A 17,617-nucleotide genomic window follows, 5' to 3' on the forward strand; every position below is an offset into this window, starting at 1 on the left:
ACTCTGCCTGAGATAGCGGCAGAGTCCGGGCATGATTATACTTTCAGATGCTTGTGGATCGCTGCCAGGGATCCGATCAGGGCGATTCCGACGCCCAGGATAATTCCGACCGGAAGAAGAATGCGGTAAACGGAATTAACCGGAAGCAGTCCGTTCATAAAGCTGCTCAGTACGCTGAAACGTGAGAGTATGTAGCTCACCGCCTTATTGTATACAAAATATATAATCACAAGCGGAATGGCAGCGCCGATCAGCCCGATCAGGATACCTTCAAGAATAAACGGAAGCCGGACGAACGCGTTCGTCGCTCCGATCAGCTTCTGTATGGCGATCTCCTCTTTTCTGACATTGATACCGACGGTGACGGTATTGTTAATCAGGAATGCAGAGACAACGAGAAGCACAAGGATGATGATGATGGATATTGTAGCAATGAGACGATTCATCGTTGACAAGGTCGTGGATGCCTGCTCACTCTGGTTGACCTGACGGACACCGTCCAGTCCCTTGATGTAGCTGACCAGCTTGTCCTGCTGCTCGATATTATTCGGGTAAACCTCGAAATGAGCGGAGTTCGCCAGAGGATTGTCGTTGTTATTTCTCCATCCCTCTGCAGCCTCCTCGTTGCCGCTGAAGTATCTGGCGGAAAAGCTTTCCCAGGCTTCATCCGCGGATACATAGCGCATTTCCTTGATCATATCTGTCTGGCTGCTGATCTCGGCGCCGATACGGTCAATTCCTGCCTGGTCCACATCCTCATTAAAGAAAACGGTGATGCCTACATTTGTCTCTACATTCCGGAGAATATAGGAGAAGTTCAATACGATCGAGAAAAATACGCCGAATATGAATATACATGCTGCCATTGTCGCAATGGAGGCCAGGGAGAACATTTTGTTTCTGACGATGTTCTTGGCACCCTGTCCGGCATTGTAAAAGATACTTCTAATCTTCAATATAACCACCTTCCTGTTCGTCGCTTACAATGACGCCTTTTCTCAATCGGATTACTCGTTTCTTCATTTTGTTAACGATTTCCCGGTTATGAGTAACTACTACAACGGTGGTTCCCCGCATATTGATTTCTTCAAGAAGCTCCATAATCTCAGCGGAATTCTTCGGATCAAGGTTACCGGTCGGTTCGTCCGCTAGAAGGATATCCGGACGATTGACAAGAGCCCGGGCAAGCGCAACTCTCTGCTGCTCTCCTCCGGAGAGCTCATTTGGATAGGAACGGTACTTGGTGGCAAGACCGACCAGAGTGAGAACCTCCGGCACACGCTTCTTGATGATGCGGTTCGGTTTCTCGATCACACGCTGGGCAAAAGCGACATTCTCATATACATTTCTGTCCTTGAGAAGACGGAAATCCTGGAATACAACGCCGATCCCTCGGCGATATTTCGCAATCCTGCTGCTTCTCATCCGGTTCAGATTGTGTCCGTTAATGGTAATCTTCCCAGATGTCGGACTGAGTTCCTTCAGCATCAGCTCGATCATGGTTGTTTTTCCGGATCCGCTGTTGCCGACAATGAATACGAACTCTCCCTTTTCGATGTTCAGAGATATATGATCGATCGCAGGGTTTTGTCCTTTTTCATATATCTTTGTAACATTATCGAATGTTATCATTTATACTCCTCCTGCTGTGTGGCCGGAGAGCCGGGCATTAGTAGTCCAGTGTCTCCATATACTTCATATACTTCACGACCATGAGTGCAATCTTGAATGTGATGGCATCCTCAAATACTCTCAGGTCAAGACCGGTGCTCTTCTGTAGCTTGTCCAGCCGGTATACAAGGGTGTTTCTGTGAATATAAAGCTGTCTGGATGTTTCTGACACATTCAGATTGTTCTCAAAGAACTTATTGATCGTGGTCAGGGTCTCCTCATCAAAATCATCCGGGGATTTATTTGCGAAGATCTCCCGAATAAACATCTTGCACAGAGGGATGGGAAGCTGATAGATCAGACGGCCGATTCCAAGCTGATTATATGCGTAAACATCCTTTCCATCGGAGAAGATCTTTCCTACGTCCATGGCCATCTTGGCTTCCTTGTAGGATCTGGATACCTCCTTCAGTTCTTTGACGATGGTGCCAAACGCAATATGGACCTCTCCCTCCGGATCTCTTCCTACGGCGTCCAGAATGGAATTCGCGAACTTCTCTGCCTCCGGGTAGTCGTCATCCTCTTCCAATTCCTTTACGATAATGATGCTCTTCTCATCAATGGCCGTGATAAAATCAGAATTCTTGCCATTTATGGTATTCCTGATATTTTCAAGATTTCCCGGATGATCCTTTTCCTGAGAAGCCTCCAGAATGTAGACCACTCTTCTGGCGTCAGGGGTGATATGCAGCTTTTTGGCGCGATTATAGATATCGACAAGGAGAAGATTGTCCAGAAGCAGATTCTTGATGAAGTTGTCCTTATCGAAGCGCTCTTTATATGCGGTCAGCAGACTTTGAAGCTGAAATACGGCCATTTTTCCGACAAGAAGGTTCTCGTCGCCGGATCCCTGGGCAAGCAGAATATATTCGAGCTGATGTTCATCGTACACCTTGAAAAACTGTACGCCGCGGATCGTCTGGGAATCTGCCTGTGACTGGGCAAAATCAAGCAGATCATCTTTTGCCGCGTCCGCCTGGGAGGACGTAGAGACCAAGAGCTTTCCGGCAGTATCATATACACCGAAATCCATCTTGGAGATGTTTTTGAGTCCCTCAATCGTGCTCTGCAGAATCTGGTTCGAAATCATTTTGCTACCCTCTTTCATTCTAAGCTGCCGGAAACCGCGCCTCTACTCATTTAATCTGATCAAAACGCAATTAAACAAGTACATTCTATAATAAATGACACAAAAATGGAAGCATATTTGTGCATTATTTTGGATTACGCGATTTTCAAGGTCCGACGGCCTAAAACCAACGTTCGAATTGTAACACTTTCGTAAATATATTGCAACCTTTACATGCAGAAGACAAAATATAGCGGGGTGGTGGTCCGTACAGATGGTCATGCGTGATTTCCCCGTCTCGCGAGAGGTATAAAGCCAGCTGCTGCCGCGCGGTTATGCGGCGGCAGCAGCTTTTATCCTGATTGTCATATGAAATTCAGACTCCTGCCGGTAGGAATTTATGAAACGCAGGCTTTTGACTCGGCGGTTTTATGAAAATCCGGCTTATACCTCGAAGAGAAGGTCTCCATAAGAGGGCATAGGCCAGAGAGATTTATCAACAATCTGCTCCAGTTCGTCGATCGGTCTGCGGAGAGCCTCCATCGCCGGAGTCACCTTGTCATGGCAGAACTTCGCCTGATCCCGCCCCCTGGCCATCGTGTTGGCCTGTCCGTCAACCTCAGAAAGAGCGCGGAGTGCATTCATGCTCTCCCGAAGAAGGGCGCTGGTCTTCTGAAGCAGTTCTGTCTGCACAGAAACCTCATCGACACCAGCAGCACGCACTGCATTGATGGAATCCGCAAGTGCGGTGGTATAACGTACAACGGCAGGGATCAGACGCTTGCTGGCGATGTTGATCATTGCCTTTGCCTCGATATTGATTGTCTTTGCGTAGTTCTCGTATTTGATCTCAGCACGGGACTCAAGTTCGGTCCTGGTGAAGACATGGAACTTTTCGTACATGCGGACCGTCTGCTCTGTGACGAGCTCCGGTATCGCGTCTACTTCGCAGGTGATATTGGGAAGACCTCTTCTGGCAGCTTCCTTCACCCACTCGTCAGAGTAGCCGTCGCCGTTGAAGATGATCCGTTCGTGCTCCGTGAAATTCTTCTTGATCAGATCGTGAACCGCCAGCTGGAACTGATCTGCTTTCTCCAGGATATCACAGGCGTCGGAAAAAGCCTCCGCTACGATCGTATTCAGTACGACATTCGGCTCTGCAATGGAATCCTGAGAACCAACCATGCGGAATTCAAATTTATTTCCGGTAAAGGCGAAGGGTGAGGTACGGTTCCGGTCGGTCGCATCTTTGTACAGGTCCGGCAGACTGGATACGCCTGTAGAGAGCCGTTCACCTTTCAGGCTTCGTTTTGCGTCTCCGGTGCTGATCAACTGCTCCACGACATCCTCGAGCTGTTCACCGAGGAAAATAGACAGAATAGCCGGCGGCGCCTCATTTGCGCCGAGTCTGTGGTCATTTCCGGGATCTGCCGCGGACTCTCTGAGAAGGCCTGCATGTTCGTCTACCGCTTTTACGATACAGGAAAGAATCAACAGAAACTGAATGTTCTCATGAGGGGTTTTGCCCGGGTCCAGCAGATTGATCCCGTCATCCGTTGTCAGAGACCAGTTGTCATGCTTTCCGGATCCGTTGACTCCCTCAAAGGGCTTTTCGTGCAGAAGACATTTCAGGCCATGTTTTCTGGCAACCCGCTTCAGAGTCTGCATCACGAGGTGGTTGTCGTCCGTCGCTACATTAGCCTCGGAATAAATGACAGCAAGTTCATGCTGCCCTGGAGCTACCTCATTATGTTCGGTTTTTGCTGTCACCCCCATCTTCCAGAGCTCGATATCGACGTCCTTCATAAAAGAAGCGATGCGGGGCTGAATGATTCCGAAATAATGATCATCCATCTCCTGTCCCTTCGCAGGCATAGTTCCGAACAGAGTGCGTCCGGTATAGATCAGATCTTTTCTCTGCAGGTATTTTTTTTCATCGACGATGAAATACTCCTGCTCTGCGCCGATGGAAGGAGTCACCTTTGTGGAGGTCGTATTACCGAACAGTTTCAGCAGACGGAGCGATTCCCGATTGATCACTTCCATGGAACGAAGCAGTGGCGTCTTCTGATCCAGAGCTTCTCCTGTATAGGAACAGAATGCAGTCGGAATGCAAAGAGTGGCTCCACCCGCATCCTTACGGATAAAGGCCGGAGAGGTGCAGTCCCACGCCGTATATCCCCTTGCCTCGAAGGTCGCGCGCAGCCCTCCGGAAGGGAAGGAGGAAGCGTCAGGTTCTCCCTTAATCAGCTCTTTTCCGGAGAAGCTCATCAGGGTTTTCCCGGATGGAAGCGGTGAGGTGATAAAGGAATCATGCTTTTCGGCAGTGAGTCCGTTCAGGGGCTGGAACCAGTGGGTGTAGTGTGTGGCGCCCTTCTCGATCGCCCACTCTTTCATTTCATGTGCGATGACATCTGCGGTATCCAGATCCAGATCGCCGCCCTCATTGATGATTTTTTTCAGTTTTGCGTAAACCTTCTTCGGCAGACGCTCCTGCATGGTTTCATCATTAAATACGAGTTCGCCGAAGATGTCGGCCGGGTTTACATAGGGATTATAATCGTCTGTCATGATTTCCTCCTGCTTGTCTGGAAATTGTTTCTGTCAGCTGCAGCCCGGGCAGTTACAGAAAATGATGACTGCAAAAAGACTGCCGCACTAATGCGGCTAGTGCGGCAGTCTTCATATTTACGCGAACAGTGAGCCGCAGCCGAATGCGAAGTATTCGTGTGCGGCGAGCGTCGCGATAGCGAGATAAAACTCGCGCAGCGTGTTTTATCTCGTTTACGCGAAACATGAACCGTATTCGTCTGCAAAGGGAACGGATGAGTCATGCATCGCAATGGAGAGATAAAGACATGTGTGGCGTGCCTTTATCTCCTTTTCCTCAGGCTTTATCTACGGAACCGAAGAGCCTGATCTTCTCTTCTACCTTTGCGCAGATTGCTTCAGCGCCGGGCTTCAGGAGCTTTCTGGGATCAAATCCCTTACCCTGCTGATCCTTGCCGGCCTCAATGTATTTACGTGTCGCTTCCGCGAATACAATCTGGCATTCGGTATTTACATTGATCTTGGAAACGCCAAGAGAGATGGCCTTTGTGATCTGATCATCCGGAATACCTGTGCCTCCGTGAAGTACAAGCGGCATATCACCGGTCTTTGCCTTGATCGCTGCCAGAGTGTCGAAGGAAAGTCCCGGCCAGTTTGCGGGATATACACCGTGGATGTTGCCGATGCCTGCAGCGAGGAAATCTACGCCGAGATCCGCAATTTTCTTGCACTCTTCTGGATCTGCGCATTCGCCCATACCTACGACACCGTCTTCTTCTCCGCCGATTGCTCCGACCTCAGCCTCAATGGAAAGGCCAAGCTTATGAGATACGGATACCAGTTCCGTTGTCTTCGCGTAGTTCTCGTCAAACGGAAGGTGAGAGCCATCAAACATGATGGAAGTAAATCCGGCCTTGATGCAGGCGTAGCAGGCATCATAGTCGCCGTGATCCAGATGAAGCGCAACCGGAACCGTAATTCCGAGAGATTCATCCATTGCCTTAACCATAGCAGCAACTGTCTTATAGCCTGTCATGTACTTTCCGGCACCCATGGAGACACCGAGAATAACCGGGGAGTTCAGCTTCTGCGCTGTCTCAAGGATTGATTTCGTCCATTCCAGATTGTTGATATTGAACTGGCCTACTGCGTAGTGACCGGCCTGTGCTTTTTTAAGCATCTCAGCTGCGTTAACTAACATATCTTATCCTCCTTAGGATTACTGCGTACATTGTTACTGTGTACCGTTTTGATAGAAGAAGCAACACTGTCTGATTCTGACTCTGCGTGAGCTTGTATACAGACGGATACTGATCTTCTGACGCACCCATTATATACTAAATAGTTTGGCTATTGCAATAGCTTGTGAATTATATGTCAAAAAATGGCGACAGTTTTGCTGTTCAATGCTTCTCGGCCACATTGTTCTGGTCTGGATAGCTCTTGTTTCTGCGGTTCAGGAACAGATTAAGCTTCTTATAGCAGTTTTCGATATTGACATGGTTATGAGAGTCCCCATATTCGCCGTCCAAAGTCCAGGCAATCTCTTCAGATGAATCAATCACAATCCGGTGTGCCTTCAGCTTGTCCACTAGGGGCGAGCTGTTCTCATTGATATTCAGAAGATTCTGGACGATCTCATTGACCTCGATGGGGTTTGTCGGTGTGCGCACAAGTGTCACCTCAAAAAGGCCGTCATTCATGTCAACCGATGTGCCGGTCAGATTCCGCATGCCGCCGACGACACGTGTGTTTGTGATCATTCCGTAGGTGTAGTTGCCCTCGATCCGGCGTCCATCTGCCTGAATGACCAGGTGATAGCTGGGAATTCGGAAGACCTCCTTCCCTGCCTGCAGAAGATATGCGAGATGACCGAGATTATTCTTCAGTGTCTGATCGGTCTCGTAGGATACATTTGTGAACATGCCGAATGCCGCGACATAAGTGAAAAACTTATCGTTGAAGGCTCCGACGTCGCACTGATACAGGTCGCCGAGAACAATGTCGCGGGCGGCCTGGAGCATGTCACGCGGAATTGCCAGGCTGTTGGCAAAGTCATTTGTGCTGCCGGCCGGGATGTATCCCACGGGAAGTCCGGGTATTGTGTCCATTACACCGTCTACCACTTCGTCGAGGGTTCCGTCTCCACCGCTGCAGACCACACAGTCACTCATAGCGGCGTAATTCCGCACAAATCGTGTGGCATCCCCCACCGCCTGCGTGGGGTGAGCAATCACATCATATCCGCCCTGCGTAAAAATATCGATGATGTCCGCGAGCCGGTCCTTGATCATTCCCTTGCCGGAATGCATATTGTAAACGAACAGGAGTTTTTTACCCATAAATAGTCCTTAAATATTCTTGATAAATGATAACAGCAGGTATTAGTGACAATAGAGAGCAGATCCAAAAGCAGCAGAATTGAAACAGGATTCTGGCTGTAATAAGCAGGCTGAACAGACAGCTGCCAATGATCAGAATGAAACAAAAAGGTGTAATTATCCGGGAGATATAGTACTGTGAATAACGATAATAGGTATTTTACATCAAGAGGATTTCTGTTTCAATCAGTCATAAACAGAGAAAAAATTAAAAAACTATAAAAAGACCGCATTCATAATGAATGCGGTCATATCCGGCTGTAACAATACAGCGTATTATACAAGCTCGATCAGGACTTCCATTGCTCCGTCGCCCTTGCGCTGACCGATCTTGATGATTCTTGTGTAACCACCGTTACGGTCTGCATACTTCGGAGCGATTTCATCGAACATTTTTGCTGCCATGTCGACAGTCTTTGTATTGGCTTTTCTGCCCTTCGCCTCTGCCGGAACCTCGGTAATCGGATAGAATACCTTGTTCATCTGACGACGTGCATGAAGTCTGGAAGGAAGATCTTTCTTGAGTTCTTTCTGAACCTCAGTATAAACGGTAACTTTCTTGCCGTTTTCTACCTTCTTCACACGCTTGCCATCGGCGTCCTTCTGCGGAACCTTTGCAGTGACGGTAACTGTCTCAAAATTGTCCTTCTCACGAACCGCAAGAGCAATCAGGCTCTCCGCGATCTTGCGGATTTCACCGGCCTTGGTCTCAGTTGTGCGGATTTTTCCGTGATAGAGCAGGTTTGTAACCTGGTTTCTGAGAAGGGCTTTTCTCTGAGATGATGTTCTGCCAAGCTTTCTGTATTTAGCCATTTCTGTAATTCCTCCATTATTTGTGGAACGGATATTCATGCTTCTTTGGACTTACTGAACATCCGCCGTAATCTACAAATAGAACACGTTCACCCTGCGCTTCTGGTCTTACGGGTTAACTGTATATCTGCAATAATAAAAAAATGATTCTTACTGCTCTTCACTCGGGGCAAGAGACAATCCGAGCTCATTCAGCTTCGCGAGAACTTCCTCGAGGGATTTGCGTCCAAGATTCCGGACCTTCATCATATCCTCAGAAGTTTTGCTGCAGAGCTCTTCTACCGTATTGATACCGGCACGTTTCAGGCAGTTATAGGAACGAACGGAAAGCTCAAGCTCGTCGATGTTCATCTCAAGAACTTTCTCTTTCTCGTTGCTTTCTTTTTCAATCATGACTTCTGCCGTCTTTGCATTCTCAGAGAGGTCGATGAAAAGCTTCAGGTGCTCACTGAGAACCTTTGCGGCAAGACTGACAGCCTCATCCGGACCGAGTGTTCCATCCGTGTAAACATCCAGTGTCAGCTTGTCATAATCGGTCACCTGCCCGACACGGGTATTCTCAACCGTCATGTTGACACGTTCAACCGGTGTGTAAATCGCGTCAACCGCAATTACTCCGATCGGCATATCATCGGTCTTGCCCTTGTCAGCGCCTACATATCCGCGGCCGTTTGTGATTGTGAGCTCCATGTAGAGCTTGCAGTCAGCGCCGCCATTGAGATGCGCAATCACCTGATCCGGGTTCATGATCTCAATATCCTGGTCAACCTGAATATCAGAAGCGCGCACGACACCTTCGCCCTCATACTCGATGTATGCGACCTTCGGCTCGTCGGAACTGCTGTTATTCTTGATGGAAAGGCTCTTAAGGTTCATGATGATTTCAGTTACATCCTCTTTTACACCCGGAATGGAACTAAACTCATGCAGTACACCCTCGATCTTTACCTGGCTGACAGCAGCTCCCGGCAGGGACGAAAGCATGATTCTGCGAAGAGAGTTTCCAAGGGTCGTGCCGTATCCGCGCTCCAGAGGTTCAACGACAAATCTGCCGAATTTCTTATCTTCTGAAATCTCGCTAATTTCAATTTTGGGTTTGTTAAAATCAAACACCTTCAAGTCCCTCCTTCTTATACACGGTCGTCCGATTTCCTGCAAATAACTCTGTATTCATCAATTGCATGTGTGATCAGTGAATATCAGAGATTACTTGGAGTACAGCTCGACGATCTGCATCTCGTTAACCGGAACATCGATCAGATCACGTGCCGGAACCTGAGCGACTGTGCCCTGCAGGGCCTCTGCATTTACAGTCAGCCAGGACGGAACAACGCGTCCGGATGTTGCGTCAGCGATATCTTTCATCCGCTGGGTGGATTTCTTGCTTTCCTTAATTTCGATAACGTCTCCCGGCTTTACTTCATAAGAAGGGATGTTTACAACCTTGCCGTTAACGGTTACGAACTTGTGATCTACCATCTGTCTTGCCTCTTTTCTGGTTCTTGCGAATGCAAGGCGGAAAAGAACATTGTCAAGACGAAGCTCAAGCAGAGCCATGAGGTTCTCACCAGTCTGACCTTTCATGCGGTCAGCCTTTGCATAGTAATTACGGAAGGGCTTCTCAAGCACTCCGTAAATGAATTTTGCTTTCTGCTTTTCACGCAGCTGTGCGCCGTACTCGGAAATCTTGCGGCGGTTATTTCTCAGCTGACGATTGGATTTCTTATCAATTCCAAGATATGTCGGATCAAGTCCAAGGGATCTGCATCTCTTCAGGACCGGTGTTCTATCTACTGCCATTTATATATGACCTCCTGTTGTCAATCAGACTCTTCTACGTTTCGGCGGACGGCATCCGTTGTGCGGTACCGGTGTAACATCACAGATACTTGTAACCTCAAGTCCTGCTGCAGCCAGTGCGCGGATCGCCGCCTCACGGCCTGAACCAGGTCCCTTTACGAATACGTCAACACTCTTTAATCCATGAATAAGAGCTGCCTTTGTGGCAGTCTCTGCAGCCATCTGTGCCGCATATGGAGTAGATTTCCTTGAACCTTTAAAGCCAAGCCCGCCGGCACTTGCCCAAGACAGTGCGTTACCTGCAGTATCTGTCAGAGTAACGATTGTATTGTTGAAAGATGCCTGAATATGAGCCTGTCCACGTTCAACGTTTTTCTTAACGCGACGTTTTGTCGCTTTCTTTACTGCTTTTGGCATAATAAAAACTAACCTACCTTTTCCAAATTAATCGCTTTATCTTCTGATTGTCAAAATGTTCTATCGGAACTGTCAGCAACAATTATTTCTTCTTGTTGGCAACTGTTCTTCTCGGACCCTTGCGTGTTCTTGCATTGGTCTTTGTCTTCTGTCCGCGAACAGGAAGTCCCTGTCTGTGACGTTTTCCACGATAGCAGCCGATCTCCTGAAGACGTTTGATATCCATTGCCGTCTGACGTCTCAGATCACCCTCAACAGTAACCTGAAGCTCTTCGATTGCGGCAGCAAGGTTCTTTACTTCTTCGTCTGTCAGATCTCTTACACGTGTATCCGGATTAACTCCAGCCTGCGCAAGGATACGATTGGAAGTTGTTCTTCCAATTCCATAGATATAGGTAAGACCTATCTCTACACGTTTGTCTCTTGGTAAATCTACACCAGCTATACGAGCCATGTGCGTTTCCTCCTTTGATTCTGACCAGTCATGATTTGCTGAAATTCAGCTGGTCTGGTTAATACCATCTTAAATGGGATGTCGGTATGATACATCCAGCTGCCCAGACGTCGGCAGCCTTTCCTTTCCCGGTCACGACGGCGCCGGTAAGGTTTTAAGCGATATTATAAGGGATCAATCCCGGAGCAAATACCCTGTTCCGGTGATGTCCGCCGGAGGTATCCTGACGCAGCCAGTCAGGTCTCACTTTATAATATCAGTTCCGCATAAGCAGAAGGTCAGAGTGATTAAAGGGAATCAACCCTGTCTCTGTTTATGCTTTGGATTCTCACAAATGATACGAATACTGCCTTTTCTCTTGATAACCTTGCATTTCTCGCAGATCGGTTTTACAGAAGATCTTACCTTCATGAGTATCCTCCTTTCCTTTGATGAAAGCATAATTGATATTGCCTGTACCTTAGCGGCCGTCCTACGGTGGGTTAGTCCTTATAGCGGCACAAAAAGATACGTATAGCATTGTATCATTGAGGCTCGATTTATGCAAGAGAAAATTACTGAAATTTAAAGGATTTTTTCGTGTGAAATGCCAATAGACAGGAAGCTGCAAAAATTAGGGAACTGTACTAATTAAGGTAATATCAGATATTGTTTATAGACGAAAAACGGGGCTTTCTGCCGTCACGTCCGCCTGGACTGCTCCGTCAGAAAGGCCCCGCAGGGACGATTATTTATCTCTCCAGATAATTCTGCCCTTGTCAAGATCATAAGGGGAAAGTTCCAGTGTCACCTTGTCGCCGGGAAGGATACGGATAAAATTCATCCGCAGCTTGCCGCTGATATGAGCAAGTACTACATGCTTGTTCTCAAGTTCAACACGGAACATCGCGTTCGGAAGTTTTTCGAGCACGACGCCTTCTACTTCAATTACATCTGCTTTTGACATTAAAGTTCCTCCTTGCATTTAAGTGCATCTCTGATATCGGTGTCGGTCAGGGTCTGCTGTCTCAGGATCATGGACTCCAGAGACGTCGCGGTTTGAAAACATGGCTGGATGTGTATCCGTTTCTTCTTTTTCGGATGAGCCAGATTCCTGCACGCTCCGTCCGTCAGCCAGATGTCGCCGCCTGATACTTTTGCTACGATGTACAGCTTTCCCTTGTCGTGTCCTGCAAGGCTTCTGGCATACATTCCTTCCTTCAGCTGTCTCATAAATTACCCCTTACTCATTTGATGAGAGAGTCAGAATCTCAGGCTCCCCCTCTGTAATGAGGATAGTATTCTCGTAGTGAGCCGCAAGTGATCTGTCTTTTGTCACAACGGTCCAGCCGTCGTCGAGCCATTCAACCTCATAAGACCCGGTGGAAATCATCGGCTCGATCGCGAGAGTCATGCCCGGCTGAAGACGAATTCCACGTGTCTTCTGGGCAAAGTTCGGAATCTGAGGATCTTCATGCATCTCTCTGCCGATGCCGTGTCCGCAGAGATCCCTGATGACTCCGTATCCTTTGCTTTCCGCATAAGCTCCGATGGCAGTACAGATATCATTCAGGTGAAGACCTGCTCTGGCATAACGGATGCCCTCGAAAAAAGACTGTCGTGTGACATCTATCAGATCCCTGGCCTCACTGCTGATTTCTCCGACCGCGTATGTTCTGGCTGCATCCGAATGGTATCCGTCATAGATCAGACCGGCATCCAGACTGATAATATCTCCCTCCCTGAGGATTCGTTCTCTGCTTGGTATCCCGTGAACAACCTCTTCGTTGATTGAGGTGCAGACGGATGCCGGATAGCCGGAATAATTCAGAAAGTTCGGAACTCCTCCCAGATCCCGGATCAGTTTCTCACCTGCCTCGTTGATCTCCCAGGTAGAAACGCCCGGCCGGATCATCTCCCTCAGCCCTGCGAAGACGTCCTGCAAAAGACGGTTTGACTTGCGCATTGCCTTAATTTCAATTGAATTCTTGATGGTTACTGACATAATCTGCCCCAACTGCTTTATTATACAGAATCAGCCCAGTTTTGCAACGATATCGGCAAAAACTTTGTCAATATCCTGTGTGCCGTCTACAGAGAACAGGACGCCGGCTTTTGAATAGTAATCGATCAGGGGCTGTGTCTGTGCATGATAGACGTTCAGTCGTTTCTGAACCGTTTCCGGTTTGTCGTCGTCGCGAAGTGCGAGTTCTGCTCCGCAGTTGTCACAGACCCCTTCCTTCTTCGGCGGATTGTAGACAAGATGATAGGTGGCTCCGCACTTCAGGCAGGCACGTCTTCCCGACATACGGCTGACGATGTTCTCATCCGGCACGGTGACATCAATTGCATAATCGATTTTCTCTCCGCGGGCCTCCAGAGCCTTGGTGAGAGCTTCTGCCTGAGGAATTGTCCTCGGGAAACCATCCAGAACGTATCCGTTGGAAGCATCCTGCTGTGAGATTCTGTCCACAACGAGATCGCAGGTGAGCTCATCCGGTACCAGAAGTCCCTGATCCATGTACTCCTTTGCTTTTCTGCCCAGCTCTGTTCCCTCTTTGATGTTCGCACGGAAGATATCTCCCGTGGAAATATGCGGAATTCCATATTTTGCGGCGATTTTCTTGGCTTGTGTTCCCTTACCTGCGCCAGGTGCGCCCAACATGATGATTTTCATTACGTGTACCTCCCGGATATGATGGTTATATCTGAATTCTGTCTTTCTGCGCAGAAATCAGCGCAGACCGACCATTATTTTATTATTGTATACATTTTGCGAGAAGGCGTCAAGACAACGAGATAAAACACGCTGTGCGAGTTTTATCTCGCGATCGCGACGCTCGCCGCACACGAATACTTCGCATTCGGTTGCGGCTCACTGTTCGCGTAAGTAAAAGGAGCCGCAGATATCTGCAGCTCCTCCGAAAACTATTTTATGATTTCATTATTCTGAAAGGAATCCCTTGTAATTGCGAACAAGCATCATAGATTCCACCTGTGTCAGTGTCTCCAGAATGACGGATACGATAATGATCAGAGAAGTTCCGCCGAAAGATACATCTGCGTTGAACAGGCCATTAAATATGTAAGGAATCACACAAACGATAATCAGACCGACAGCGCCGATGAAGATTACATATTTAAGAACGGAATTCAGATAGTCTTCGGTAGCCTTTCCCGGCCGGATACCCGGGATGAAACCGCCCTGTTTCTTCATGTTGTCTGCAACTTCAATCGGATTGAAGGTAATTGAAGTATAGAAGTAGGCAAAGAAGATAACAAGCAGGACATAGAGCACGAGCCCCAGAGTAGAGAACCAGTCTGAAGTATCAAACCAGTTGCTTGAACTGAGCATCTTTATGATCTTGCCGCCCCATCCTGCAGGGGATTTTCCAGTAAAGGCAACGATGATTCCCGGGAAAGACATAATGGATGATGCAAAGATAATCGGAATTACACCACCGGTGTTTACTTTCAGGGGAATACTGGAAGACTGACCGCCAATAAGACGCCGACCGACCATTTTCTGAGAATACTGTACCGGTATTCTCCTTTCTGCCCCGTTCAGGATAAGCGTAAGAACGACAATTGCCAGGATAATAACCGCAATTACCACCCAGGCAACCGCTGCTTTCGCAATGGTCTTGCCCTTTACAAAGTTATCGTAAAGAGTGATCATATCCTGCGGAACGCGGGACAGGATGTTGATCAGAAGTACGATGGAGATACCATTTCCAACGCCTTTGTCATTGATCTGTTCACCGATCCACATCAGGAAACAGGAGCCTGCCGTAAGGCTGGCAACGACGACAATGACGTTTACGACATTAAGATCGAGAATCAGCTCATTGCCGAATCCGATACACATTGCGACAGATTCAAATAAGGAAAGAGCCACGGTAAGGTATCTGGTGATGCGGTCAAGCTTTTTCCTGCCCTCTTCGCCGTCCCTTGTCATCTCCTCCAGCGCGGGAAACGCGATGGTCAGAAGCTGTACAATAATGGAAGCAGTGATGTAAGGCGTAATACTTAACGCGAGGATAGAAAAGTTGGTAAATCCACCACCCGTGAATGCGTTCAGAAAGTTGAACGCATCCGTCGAGTTGCTGCTGAAATAGTTTGCAAAAAACTTGGTGTCCACACCGGGAACCGGAACCTGAGAAGCCAATCGTATGATGACAAGCATGAGAAACACATAAAAAAGTCTCCGCCGTATTTCCTTGATTCGGAATGCATCACGCAATGTCTTTAACATCAGATCACCTCAATTGTTCCACCGGCTGCTTCGATTTTTTCTTTTGCACTTGCGCTGGCTGCGGTAACCTTGACATTGAGCTTCTTTGTAAGCTCGCCGTTTCCAAGGATCTTAACACCATCGCGCGGATTGGAGACAATACCGCTCTCAACGAGTGAGGAGATTGTCACTTCTGAACCGTCTTCGAATCTGTTGAGAACATCTACATTAACGGCAACGATATCCTTGCTGTTTCTGCAGGTGAAGCCTCTCTTCGGGAGACGTCTGTATAAAGGCATCTGACCGCCTTCAAAACCCGGTCTCGGTGCTCCGGAACGAGCCTTCTGTCCCTTGTGTCCCTTACCGGCAGTTTTACCATTTCCTGAACCATGTCCACGGCCTCTGCGGAAGTTGTCGCTCTGTCTGGAGCCCTCAGCAGGGCTTAAATTTGATAAGTCCATTTGGTACCTCCTTCCAATTACTCTTCAACCTTGAGCAGATAGCCGACCTGACGAATGATGCCGCGAGTAGACTCGTTGTCAGGCAGCTCTACTGAGTGGTTTAATTTTCTGAGCCCGATTCCCTCTACGATCTTTCTGTGTTTCGGAACACAACCGATTGTAGAGCGAACCAGTGTAACTTTGATCTTCTTATCCGCCATCTTAACTGTCCTCCTTATGCCTGAATCTCATCAACAGATTTTCCGCGGAGTCTTGCAACTTCTTCAGGAGTCTTCAGAGCCTTCAGTCCCTCAAGCGTAGCAAGAACTACGTTCTGCTTGTTGTTGGAACCAAGACATTTGGTACGGATGTTCTGAATTCCGGCAAGCTCAACGACAGCACGAGCTGTGCCGCCTGCGATGATACCGGTACCTTCGGGAGCTCTCTTCAAAAGAACGGAAGCGCTTCCGTAATTTCCGATAAAGTCATGAGTGATACTGTTGTTCTCATCTCTTGCGACAGAGATCAGATGCTTTACAGCGTCCTCTCTTCCCTTGCGGATTGCCTCAGGAATCTCAACTGCTTTTCCAAGGCCTGCACCTACATGACCATTGCGATCGCCTACGATAACAAGTGCGGTAAAGCGGGAGTTACGACCACCTTTTACAGTCTTGGAGACTCTCTTGATGGATACTACATTATCTTCCAGCTCGAGCTGGCTGGGATCAATGATTACGTGTCTCATATTCTGTGTTCTTCTCCTTCCTTAGAATTTCAGTCCTGCTTCTCTTGCACCGTCAGCAAGGGCCTGTACTTTACCGTGATAAATATAACCGCCACGATCAAATACTACCTCGGTGATGCCGGCTTCGATTGCCTTCTTGCCGATCACTGTACCGAGATATTTTGCTGCAGCTACATCATTTGTCTTCTCAAGCTCGCTCTTGACATCCTTCTGAAGTGTAGAAGCGGATACAAGAGTTTTGCCCTGACTATCGTCAATGATCTGTGCATAAATGTTCTCATTGCTGCGGAAGACAGAAAGACGCGGTCTCTCGGAGGTTCCTGCGATGTGATTGCGCAATCTTCTATGTTTTTTCTGGCGAACCTGTGCTCTGGATACTTTACTAATCATAATCACACTCTCCTTTAATTATTTCTTACCGGTCTTGCCGACTTTACGTCTGATTACTTCATCCGCATATTTGATTCCCTTGCCCTTGTAAGGTTCAGGTGCTCTCTTGCCTCTGATTTCAGCAGCGTACTGTCCGACTTTCTCTTTGGAGATACCCTTAACGGTGATATTGTTGCCGTCAACAACAGTCTCAATACCATCCGGGTCTTCCATCTCTACCGGGTGAGAGTAACCCAGGTTCAGAACCAGTTTCTTACCCTGTTTTGCAGCACGATAACCAACACCGTTGATCTCAAGCTTCTTCTCAAATCCCTCGCTGACTCCGACTACCATGTTGTGGATCAGGGAACGGGTCAGTCCGTGAAGAGCCTTTGTTGATTTCTCATCGTTAGGTCTTGTTACTACAACTGCATCATCTTTTACTTCAATTGTCAGAATCGGTGCCATAGTTCTTACAAGCTCACCCTTAGCGCCCTTGACTGTAACTACATTGCCCTCTCCGACATTAACCGTTACCCCTGCAGGTACCGGCACTGGCATTCTACCAATACGTGACATTGCCAATTTCCTCCATTAACTTAGATTTTCGGGAAGCTCTGTGCGAGCCCCCTGTTTTCAGTTACATTTCGTAAAAGGTGTGTATAACCTGCTTACAAACATAATTCAATGCGGCA

Annotated in this window: 22 protein-coding genes; all 22 read right to left on the reverse strand. The window is 48.0% G+C overall.

Annotated features, from left to right (window positions below; all coding sequences use genetic code 11):
- Window positions 1–35: 35 nt before the first annotated feature.
- The 22 genes from ACTQ1O_RS09940 to rplF all read right to left on the reverse strand — a co-directional run bounded on the left by ACTQ1O_RS09940 (window position 36) and on the right by rplF (window position 17,501).
- The gene (locus ACTQ1O_RS09940; protein WP_441099020.1) at window positions 36–956 is read right to left on the reverse strand and encodes a cell division protein FtsX; all 921 of its coding nucleotides are present in this window, start codon (window positions 954–956) and stop codon (window positions 36–38) included.
- A complete protein-coding gene (gene ftsE, locus ACTQ1O_RS09945) occupies window positions 946–1,632 on the reverse strand; it encodes a cell division ATP-binding protein FtsE (RefSeq protein ID WP_441487135.1) in 687 nt (228 codons plus the stop codon). The genes ACTQ1O_RS09940 and ftsE overlap by 11 nt, the downstream gene beginning before the upstream one ends.
- Window positions 1,633–1,669: 37 nt before the next feature.
- Window positions 1,670–2,761 carry a PucR family transcriptional regulator gene (locus ACTQ1O_RS09950; protein ID WP_441475446.1) on the reverse strand — a complete coding sequence of 364 codons (1,092 nt, stop codon included), beginning with the start codon at window positions 2,759–2,761 and terminating at the stop codon, window positions 1,670–1,672.
- Between the two features lie 423 nt (window positions 2,762–3,184).
- Window positions 3,185–5,311, reverse strand: a complete 2,127-nt coding sequence (locus ACTQ1O_RS09955; protein ID WP_441487136.1) for a glutamine synthetase III family protein — start codon at window positions 5,309–5,311, stop codon at window positions 3,185–3,187.
- A 316-nt stretch (window positions 5,312–5,627) separates the two neighbouring features.
- On the reverse strand, window positions 5,628–6,491 hold the full coding sequence (gene fba / locus ACTQ1O_RS09960; RefSeq protein WP_441099024.1) for a class II fructose-1,6-bisphosphate aldolase: 864 nt from the start codon (window positions 6,489–6,491) through the stop codon (window positions 5,628–5,630).
- Between the two features lie 202 nt (window positions 6,492–6,693).
- On the reverse strand, window positions 6,694–7,632 hold the full coding sequence (locus ACTQ1O_RS09965) for a diacylglycerol/lipid kinase family protein (protein WP_441487137.1): 939 nt from the start codon (window positions 7,630–7,632) through the stop codon (window positions 6,694–6,696).
- A gap of 315 nt (window positions 7,633–7,947) precedes the next feature.
- Window positions 7,948–8,484 carry a 50S ribosomal protein L17 gene (gene rplQ / locus ACTQ1O_RS09970; RefSeq protein WP_441099026.1) on the reverse strand — a complete coding sequence of 179 codons (537 nt, stop codon included), beginning with the start codon at window positions 8,482–8,484 and terminating at the stop codon, window positions 7,948–7,950.
- Between the two features lie 150 nt (window positions 8,485–8,634).
- The gene (locus ACTQ1O_RS09975; protein ID WP_441099027.1) at window positions 8,635–9,597 is read right to left on the reverse strand and encodes a DNA-directed RNA polymerase subunit alpha; all 963 of its coding nucleotides are present in this window, start codon (window positions 9,595–9,597) and stop codon (window positions 8,635–8,637) included.
- Window positions 9,598–9,690: 93 nt separating this feature from the next.
- Window positions 9,691–10,284 carry a 30S ribosomal protein S4 gene (gene rpsD, locus ACTQ1O_RS09980; RefSeq protein ID WP_441475449.1) on the reverse strand — a complete coding sequence of 198 codons (594 nt, stop codon included), beginning with the start codon at window positions 10,282–10,284 and terminating at the stop codon, window positions 9,691–9,693.
- A gap of 24 nt (window positions 10,285–10,308) precedes the next feature.
- Entirely contained in the window at window positions 10,309–10,701 is a 393-nt protein-coding gene (gene rpsK / locus ACTQ1O_RS09985; RefSeq protein ID WP_441099029.1) for a 30S ribosomal protein S11, read from the reverse strand.
- An 82-nt stretch (window positions 10,702–10,783) separates the two neighbouring features.
- Entirely contained in the window at window positions 10,784–11,155 is a 372-nt protein-coding gene (gene rpsM, locus ACTQ1O_RS09990; protein ID WP_441099030.1) for a 30S ribosomal protein S13, read from the reverse strand.
- 297 nt (window positions 11,156–11,452) lie between these two features.
- On the reverse strand, window positions 11,453–11,566 hold the full coding sequence (rpmJ, locus tag ACTQ1O_RS09995) for a 50S ribosomal protein L36 (RefSeq protein WP_003022746.1): 114 nt from the start codon (window positions 11,564–11,566) through the stop codon (window positions 11,453–11,455).
- Window positions 11,567–11,882: 316 nt separating this feature from the next.
- The gene (gene infA, locus ACTQ1O_RS10000) at window positions 11,883–12,101 is read right to left on the reverse strand and encodes a translation initiation factor IF-1 (protein WP_441099031.1); all 219 of its coding nucleotides are present in this window, start codon (window positions 12,099–12,101) and stop codon (window positions 11,883–11,885) included.
- The gene (locus ACTQ1O_RS10005; protein ID WP_441099032.1) at window positions 12,101–12,367 is read right to left on the reverse strand and encodes an RNA-binding protein; all 267 of its coding nucleotides are present in this window, start codon (window positions 12,365–12,367) and stop codon (window positions 12,101–12,103) included. The genes infA and ACTQ1O_RS10005 overlap by 1 nt, the downstream gene beginning before the upstream one ends.
- A gap of 10 nt (window positions 12,368–12,377) precedes the next feature.
- Window positions 12,378–13,139 carry a type I methionyl aminopeptidase gene (gene map / locus ACTQ1O_RS10010; RefSeq protein WP_441487138.1) on the reverse strand — a complete coding sequence of 254 codons (762 nt, stop codon included), beginning with the start codon at window positions 13,137–13,139 and terminating at the stop codon, window positions 12,378–12,380.
- Window positions 13,140–13,169: 30 nt separating this feature from the next.
- A complete protein-coding gene (locus ACTQ1O_RS10015; protein ID WP_441487139.1) occupies window positions 13,170–13,811 on the reverse strand; it encodes an adenylate kinase in 642 nt (213 codons plus the stop codon).
- A gap of 267 nt (window positions 13,812–14,078) precedes the next feature.
- The gene (gene secY, locus ACTQ1O_RS10020) at window positions 14,079–15,389 is read right to left on the reverse strand and encodes a preprotein translocase subunit SecY (RefSeq protein ID WP_441475452.1); all 1,311 of its coding nucleotides are present in this window, start codon (window positions 15,387–15,389) and stop codon (window positions 14,079–14,081) included.
- Window positions 15,389–15,829 (reverse strand): 50S ribosomal protein L15, encoded by a 441-nt coding sequence (gene rplO / locus ACTQ1O_RS10025; RefSeq protein WP_441099036.1) that lies wholly within the window; start codon window positions 15,827–15,829, stop codon window positions 15,389–15,391. The genes secY and rplO overlap by 1 nt, the downstream gene beginning before the upstream one ends.
- Window positions 15,830–15,846: 17 nt before the next feature.
- Entirely contained in the window at window positions 15,847–16,029 is a 183-nt protein-coding gene (rpmD, locus tag ACTQ1O_RS10030; RefSeq protein ID WP_441099037.1) for a 50S ribosomal protein L30, read from the reverse strand.
- Between the two features lie 14 nt (window positions 16,030–16,043).
- The gene (rpsE, locus tag ACTQ1O_RS10035) at window positions 16,044–16,553 is read right to left on the reverse strand and encodes a 30S ribosomal protein S5 (protein WP_441099038.1); all 510 of its coding nucleotides are present in this window, start codon (window positions 16,551–16,553) and stop codon (window positions 16,044–16,046) included.
- Between the two features lie 21 nt (window positions 16,554–16,574).
- On the reverse strand, window positions 16,575–16,943 hold the full coding sequence (gene rplR, locus ACTQ1O_RS10040; protein WP_441475454.1) for a 50S ribosomal protein L18: 369 nt from the start codon (window positions 16,941–16,943) through the stop codon (window positions 16,575–16,577).
- Window positions 16,944–16,961: 18 nt separating this feature from the next.
- Window positions 16,962–17,501, reverse strand: coding sequence for a 50S ribosomal protein L6 (rplF, locus tag ACTQ1O_RS10045; protein ID WP_441099040.1), 540 nt, complete (start codon window positions 17,499–17,501; stop codon window positions 16,962–16,964).
- Window positions 17,502–17,617 lie beyond the last annotated feature (116 nt).

The sequence above is a fragment of the Bilifractor sp. LCP21S3_A7 genome, from assembly GCF_052118825.1.
Classification (GTDB): domain Bacteria; phylum Bacillota; class Clostridia; order Lachnospirales; family Lachnospiraceae; genus Bilifractor.

Excerpts from the sequence above, each read along its gene's own strand:
- rpmD (WP_441099037.1), bottom strand. The coding sequence starts at position 16,029 with ATGGCGGATAAGAAGATCAAAGTTACACTGGTTCGCTCTACAATCGGT.
- rpsK (WP_441099029.1), bottom strand. The coding sequence starts at position 10,701 with ATGCCAAAAGCAGTAAAGAAAGCGACAAAACGTCGCGTTAAGAAAAAC.
- ftsE (WP_441487135.1), bottom strand. The coding sequence starts at position 1,632 with ATGATAACATTCGATAATGTTACAAAGATATATGAAAAAGGACAAAAC.
- ACTQ1O_RS10015 (WP_441487139.1), bottom strand. The coding sequence starts at position 13,811 with ATGAAAATCATCATGTTGGGCGCACCTGGCGCAGGTAAGGGAACACAA.
- fba (WP_441099024.1), bottom strand. The coding sequence starts at position 6,491 with ATGTTAGTTAACGCAGCTGAGATGCTTAAAAAAGCACAGGCCGGTCAC.
- rplF (WP_441099040.1), bottom strand. The coding sequence starts at position 17,501 with ATGTCACGTATTGGTAGAATGCCAGTGCCGGTACCTGCAGGGGTAACG.
- rpsM (WP_441099030.1), bottom strand. The coding sequence starts at position 11,155 with ATGGCTCGTATAGCTGGTGTAGATTTACCAAGAGACAAACGTGTAGAG.
- ACTQ1O_RS10005 (WP_441099032.1), bottom strand. The coding sequence starts at position 12,367 with ATGAGACAGCTGAAGGAAGGAATGTATGCCAGAAGCCTTGCAGGACAC.
- secY (WP_441475452.1), bottom strand. The coding sequence starts at position 15,389 with ATGTTAAAGACATTGCGTGATGCATTCCGAATCAAGGAAATACGGCGG.
- rplQ (WP_441099026.1), bottom strand. The coding sequence starts at position 8,484 with ATGGCTAAATACAGAAAGCTTGGCAGAACATCATCTCAGAGAAAAGCC.
- infA (WP_441099031.1), bottom strand. The coding sequence starts at position 12,101 with ATGTCAAAAGCAGATGTAATTGAAGTAGAAGGCGTCGTGCTCGAAAAA.
- rplO (WP_441099036.1), bottom strand. The coding sequence starts at position 15,829 with ATGGACTTATCAAATTTAAGCCCTGCTGAGGGCTCCAGACAGAGCGAC.
- rpmJ (WP_003022746.1), bottom strand. The coding sequence starts at position 11,566 with ATGAAGGTAAGATCTTCTGTAAAACCGATCTGCGAGAAATGCAAGGTT.
- ACTQ1O_RS09955 (WP_441487136.1), bottom strand. The coding sequence starts at position 5,311 with ATGACAGACGATTATAATCCCTATGTAAACCCGGCCGACATCTTCGGC.
- map (WP_441487138.1), bottom strand. The coding sequence starts at position 13,139 with ATGTCAGTAACCATCAAGAATTCAATTGAAATTAAGGCAATGCGCAAG.
- rplR (WP_441475454.1), bottom strand. The coding sequence starts at position 16,943 with ATGATTAGTAAAGTATCCAGAGCACAGGTTCGCCAGAAAAAACATAGA.
- rpsE (WP_441099038.1), bottom strand. The coding sequence starts at position 16,553 with ATGAGACACGTAATCATTGATCCCAGCCAGCTCGAGCTGGAAGATAAT.
- ACTQ1O_RS09965 (WP_441487137.1), bottom strand. The coding sequence starts at position 7,632 with ATGGGTAAAAAACTCCTGTTCGTTTACAATATGCATTCCGGCAAGGGA.
- ACTQ1O_RS09950 (WP_441475446.1), bottom strand. The coding sequence starts at position 2,761 with ATGATTTCGAACCAGATTCTGCAGAGCACGATTGAGGGACTCAAAAAC.
- rpsD (WP_441475449.1), bottom strand. The coding sequence starts at position 10,284 with ATGGCAGTAGATAGAACACCGGTCCTGAAGAGATGCAGATCCCTTGGA.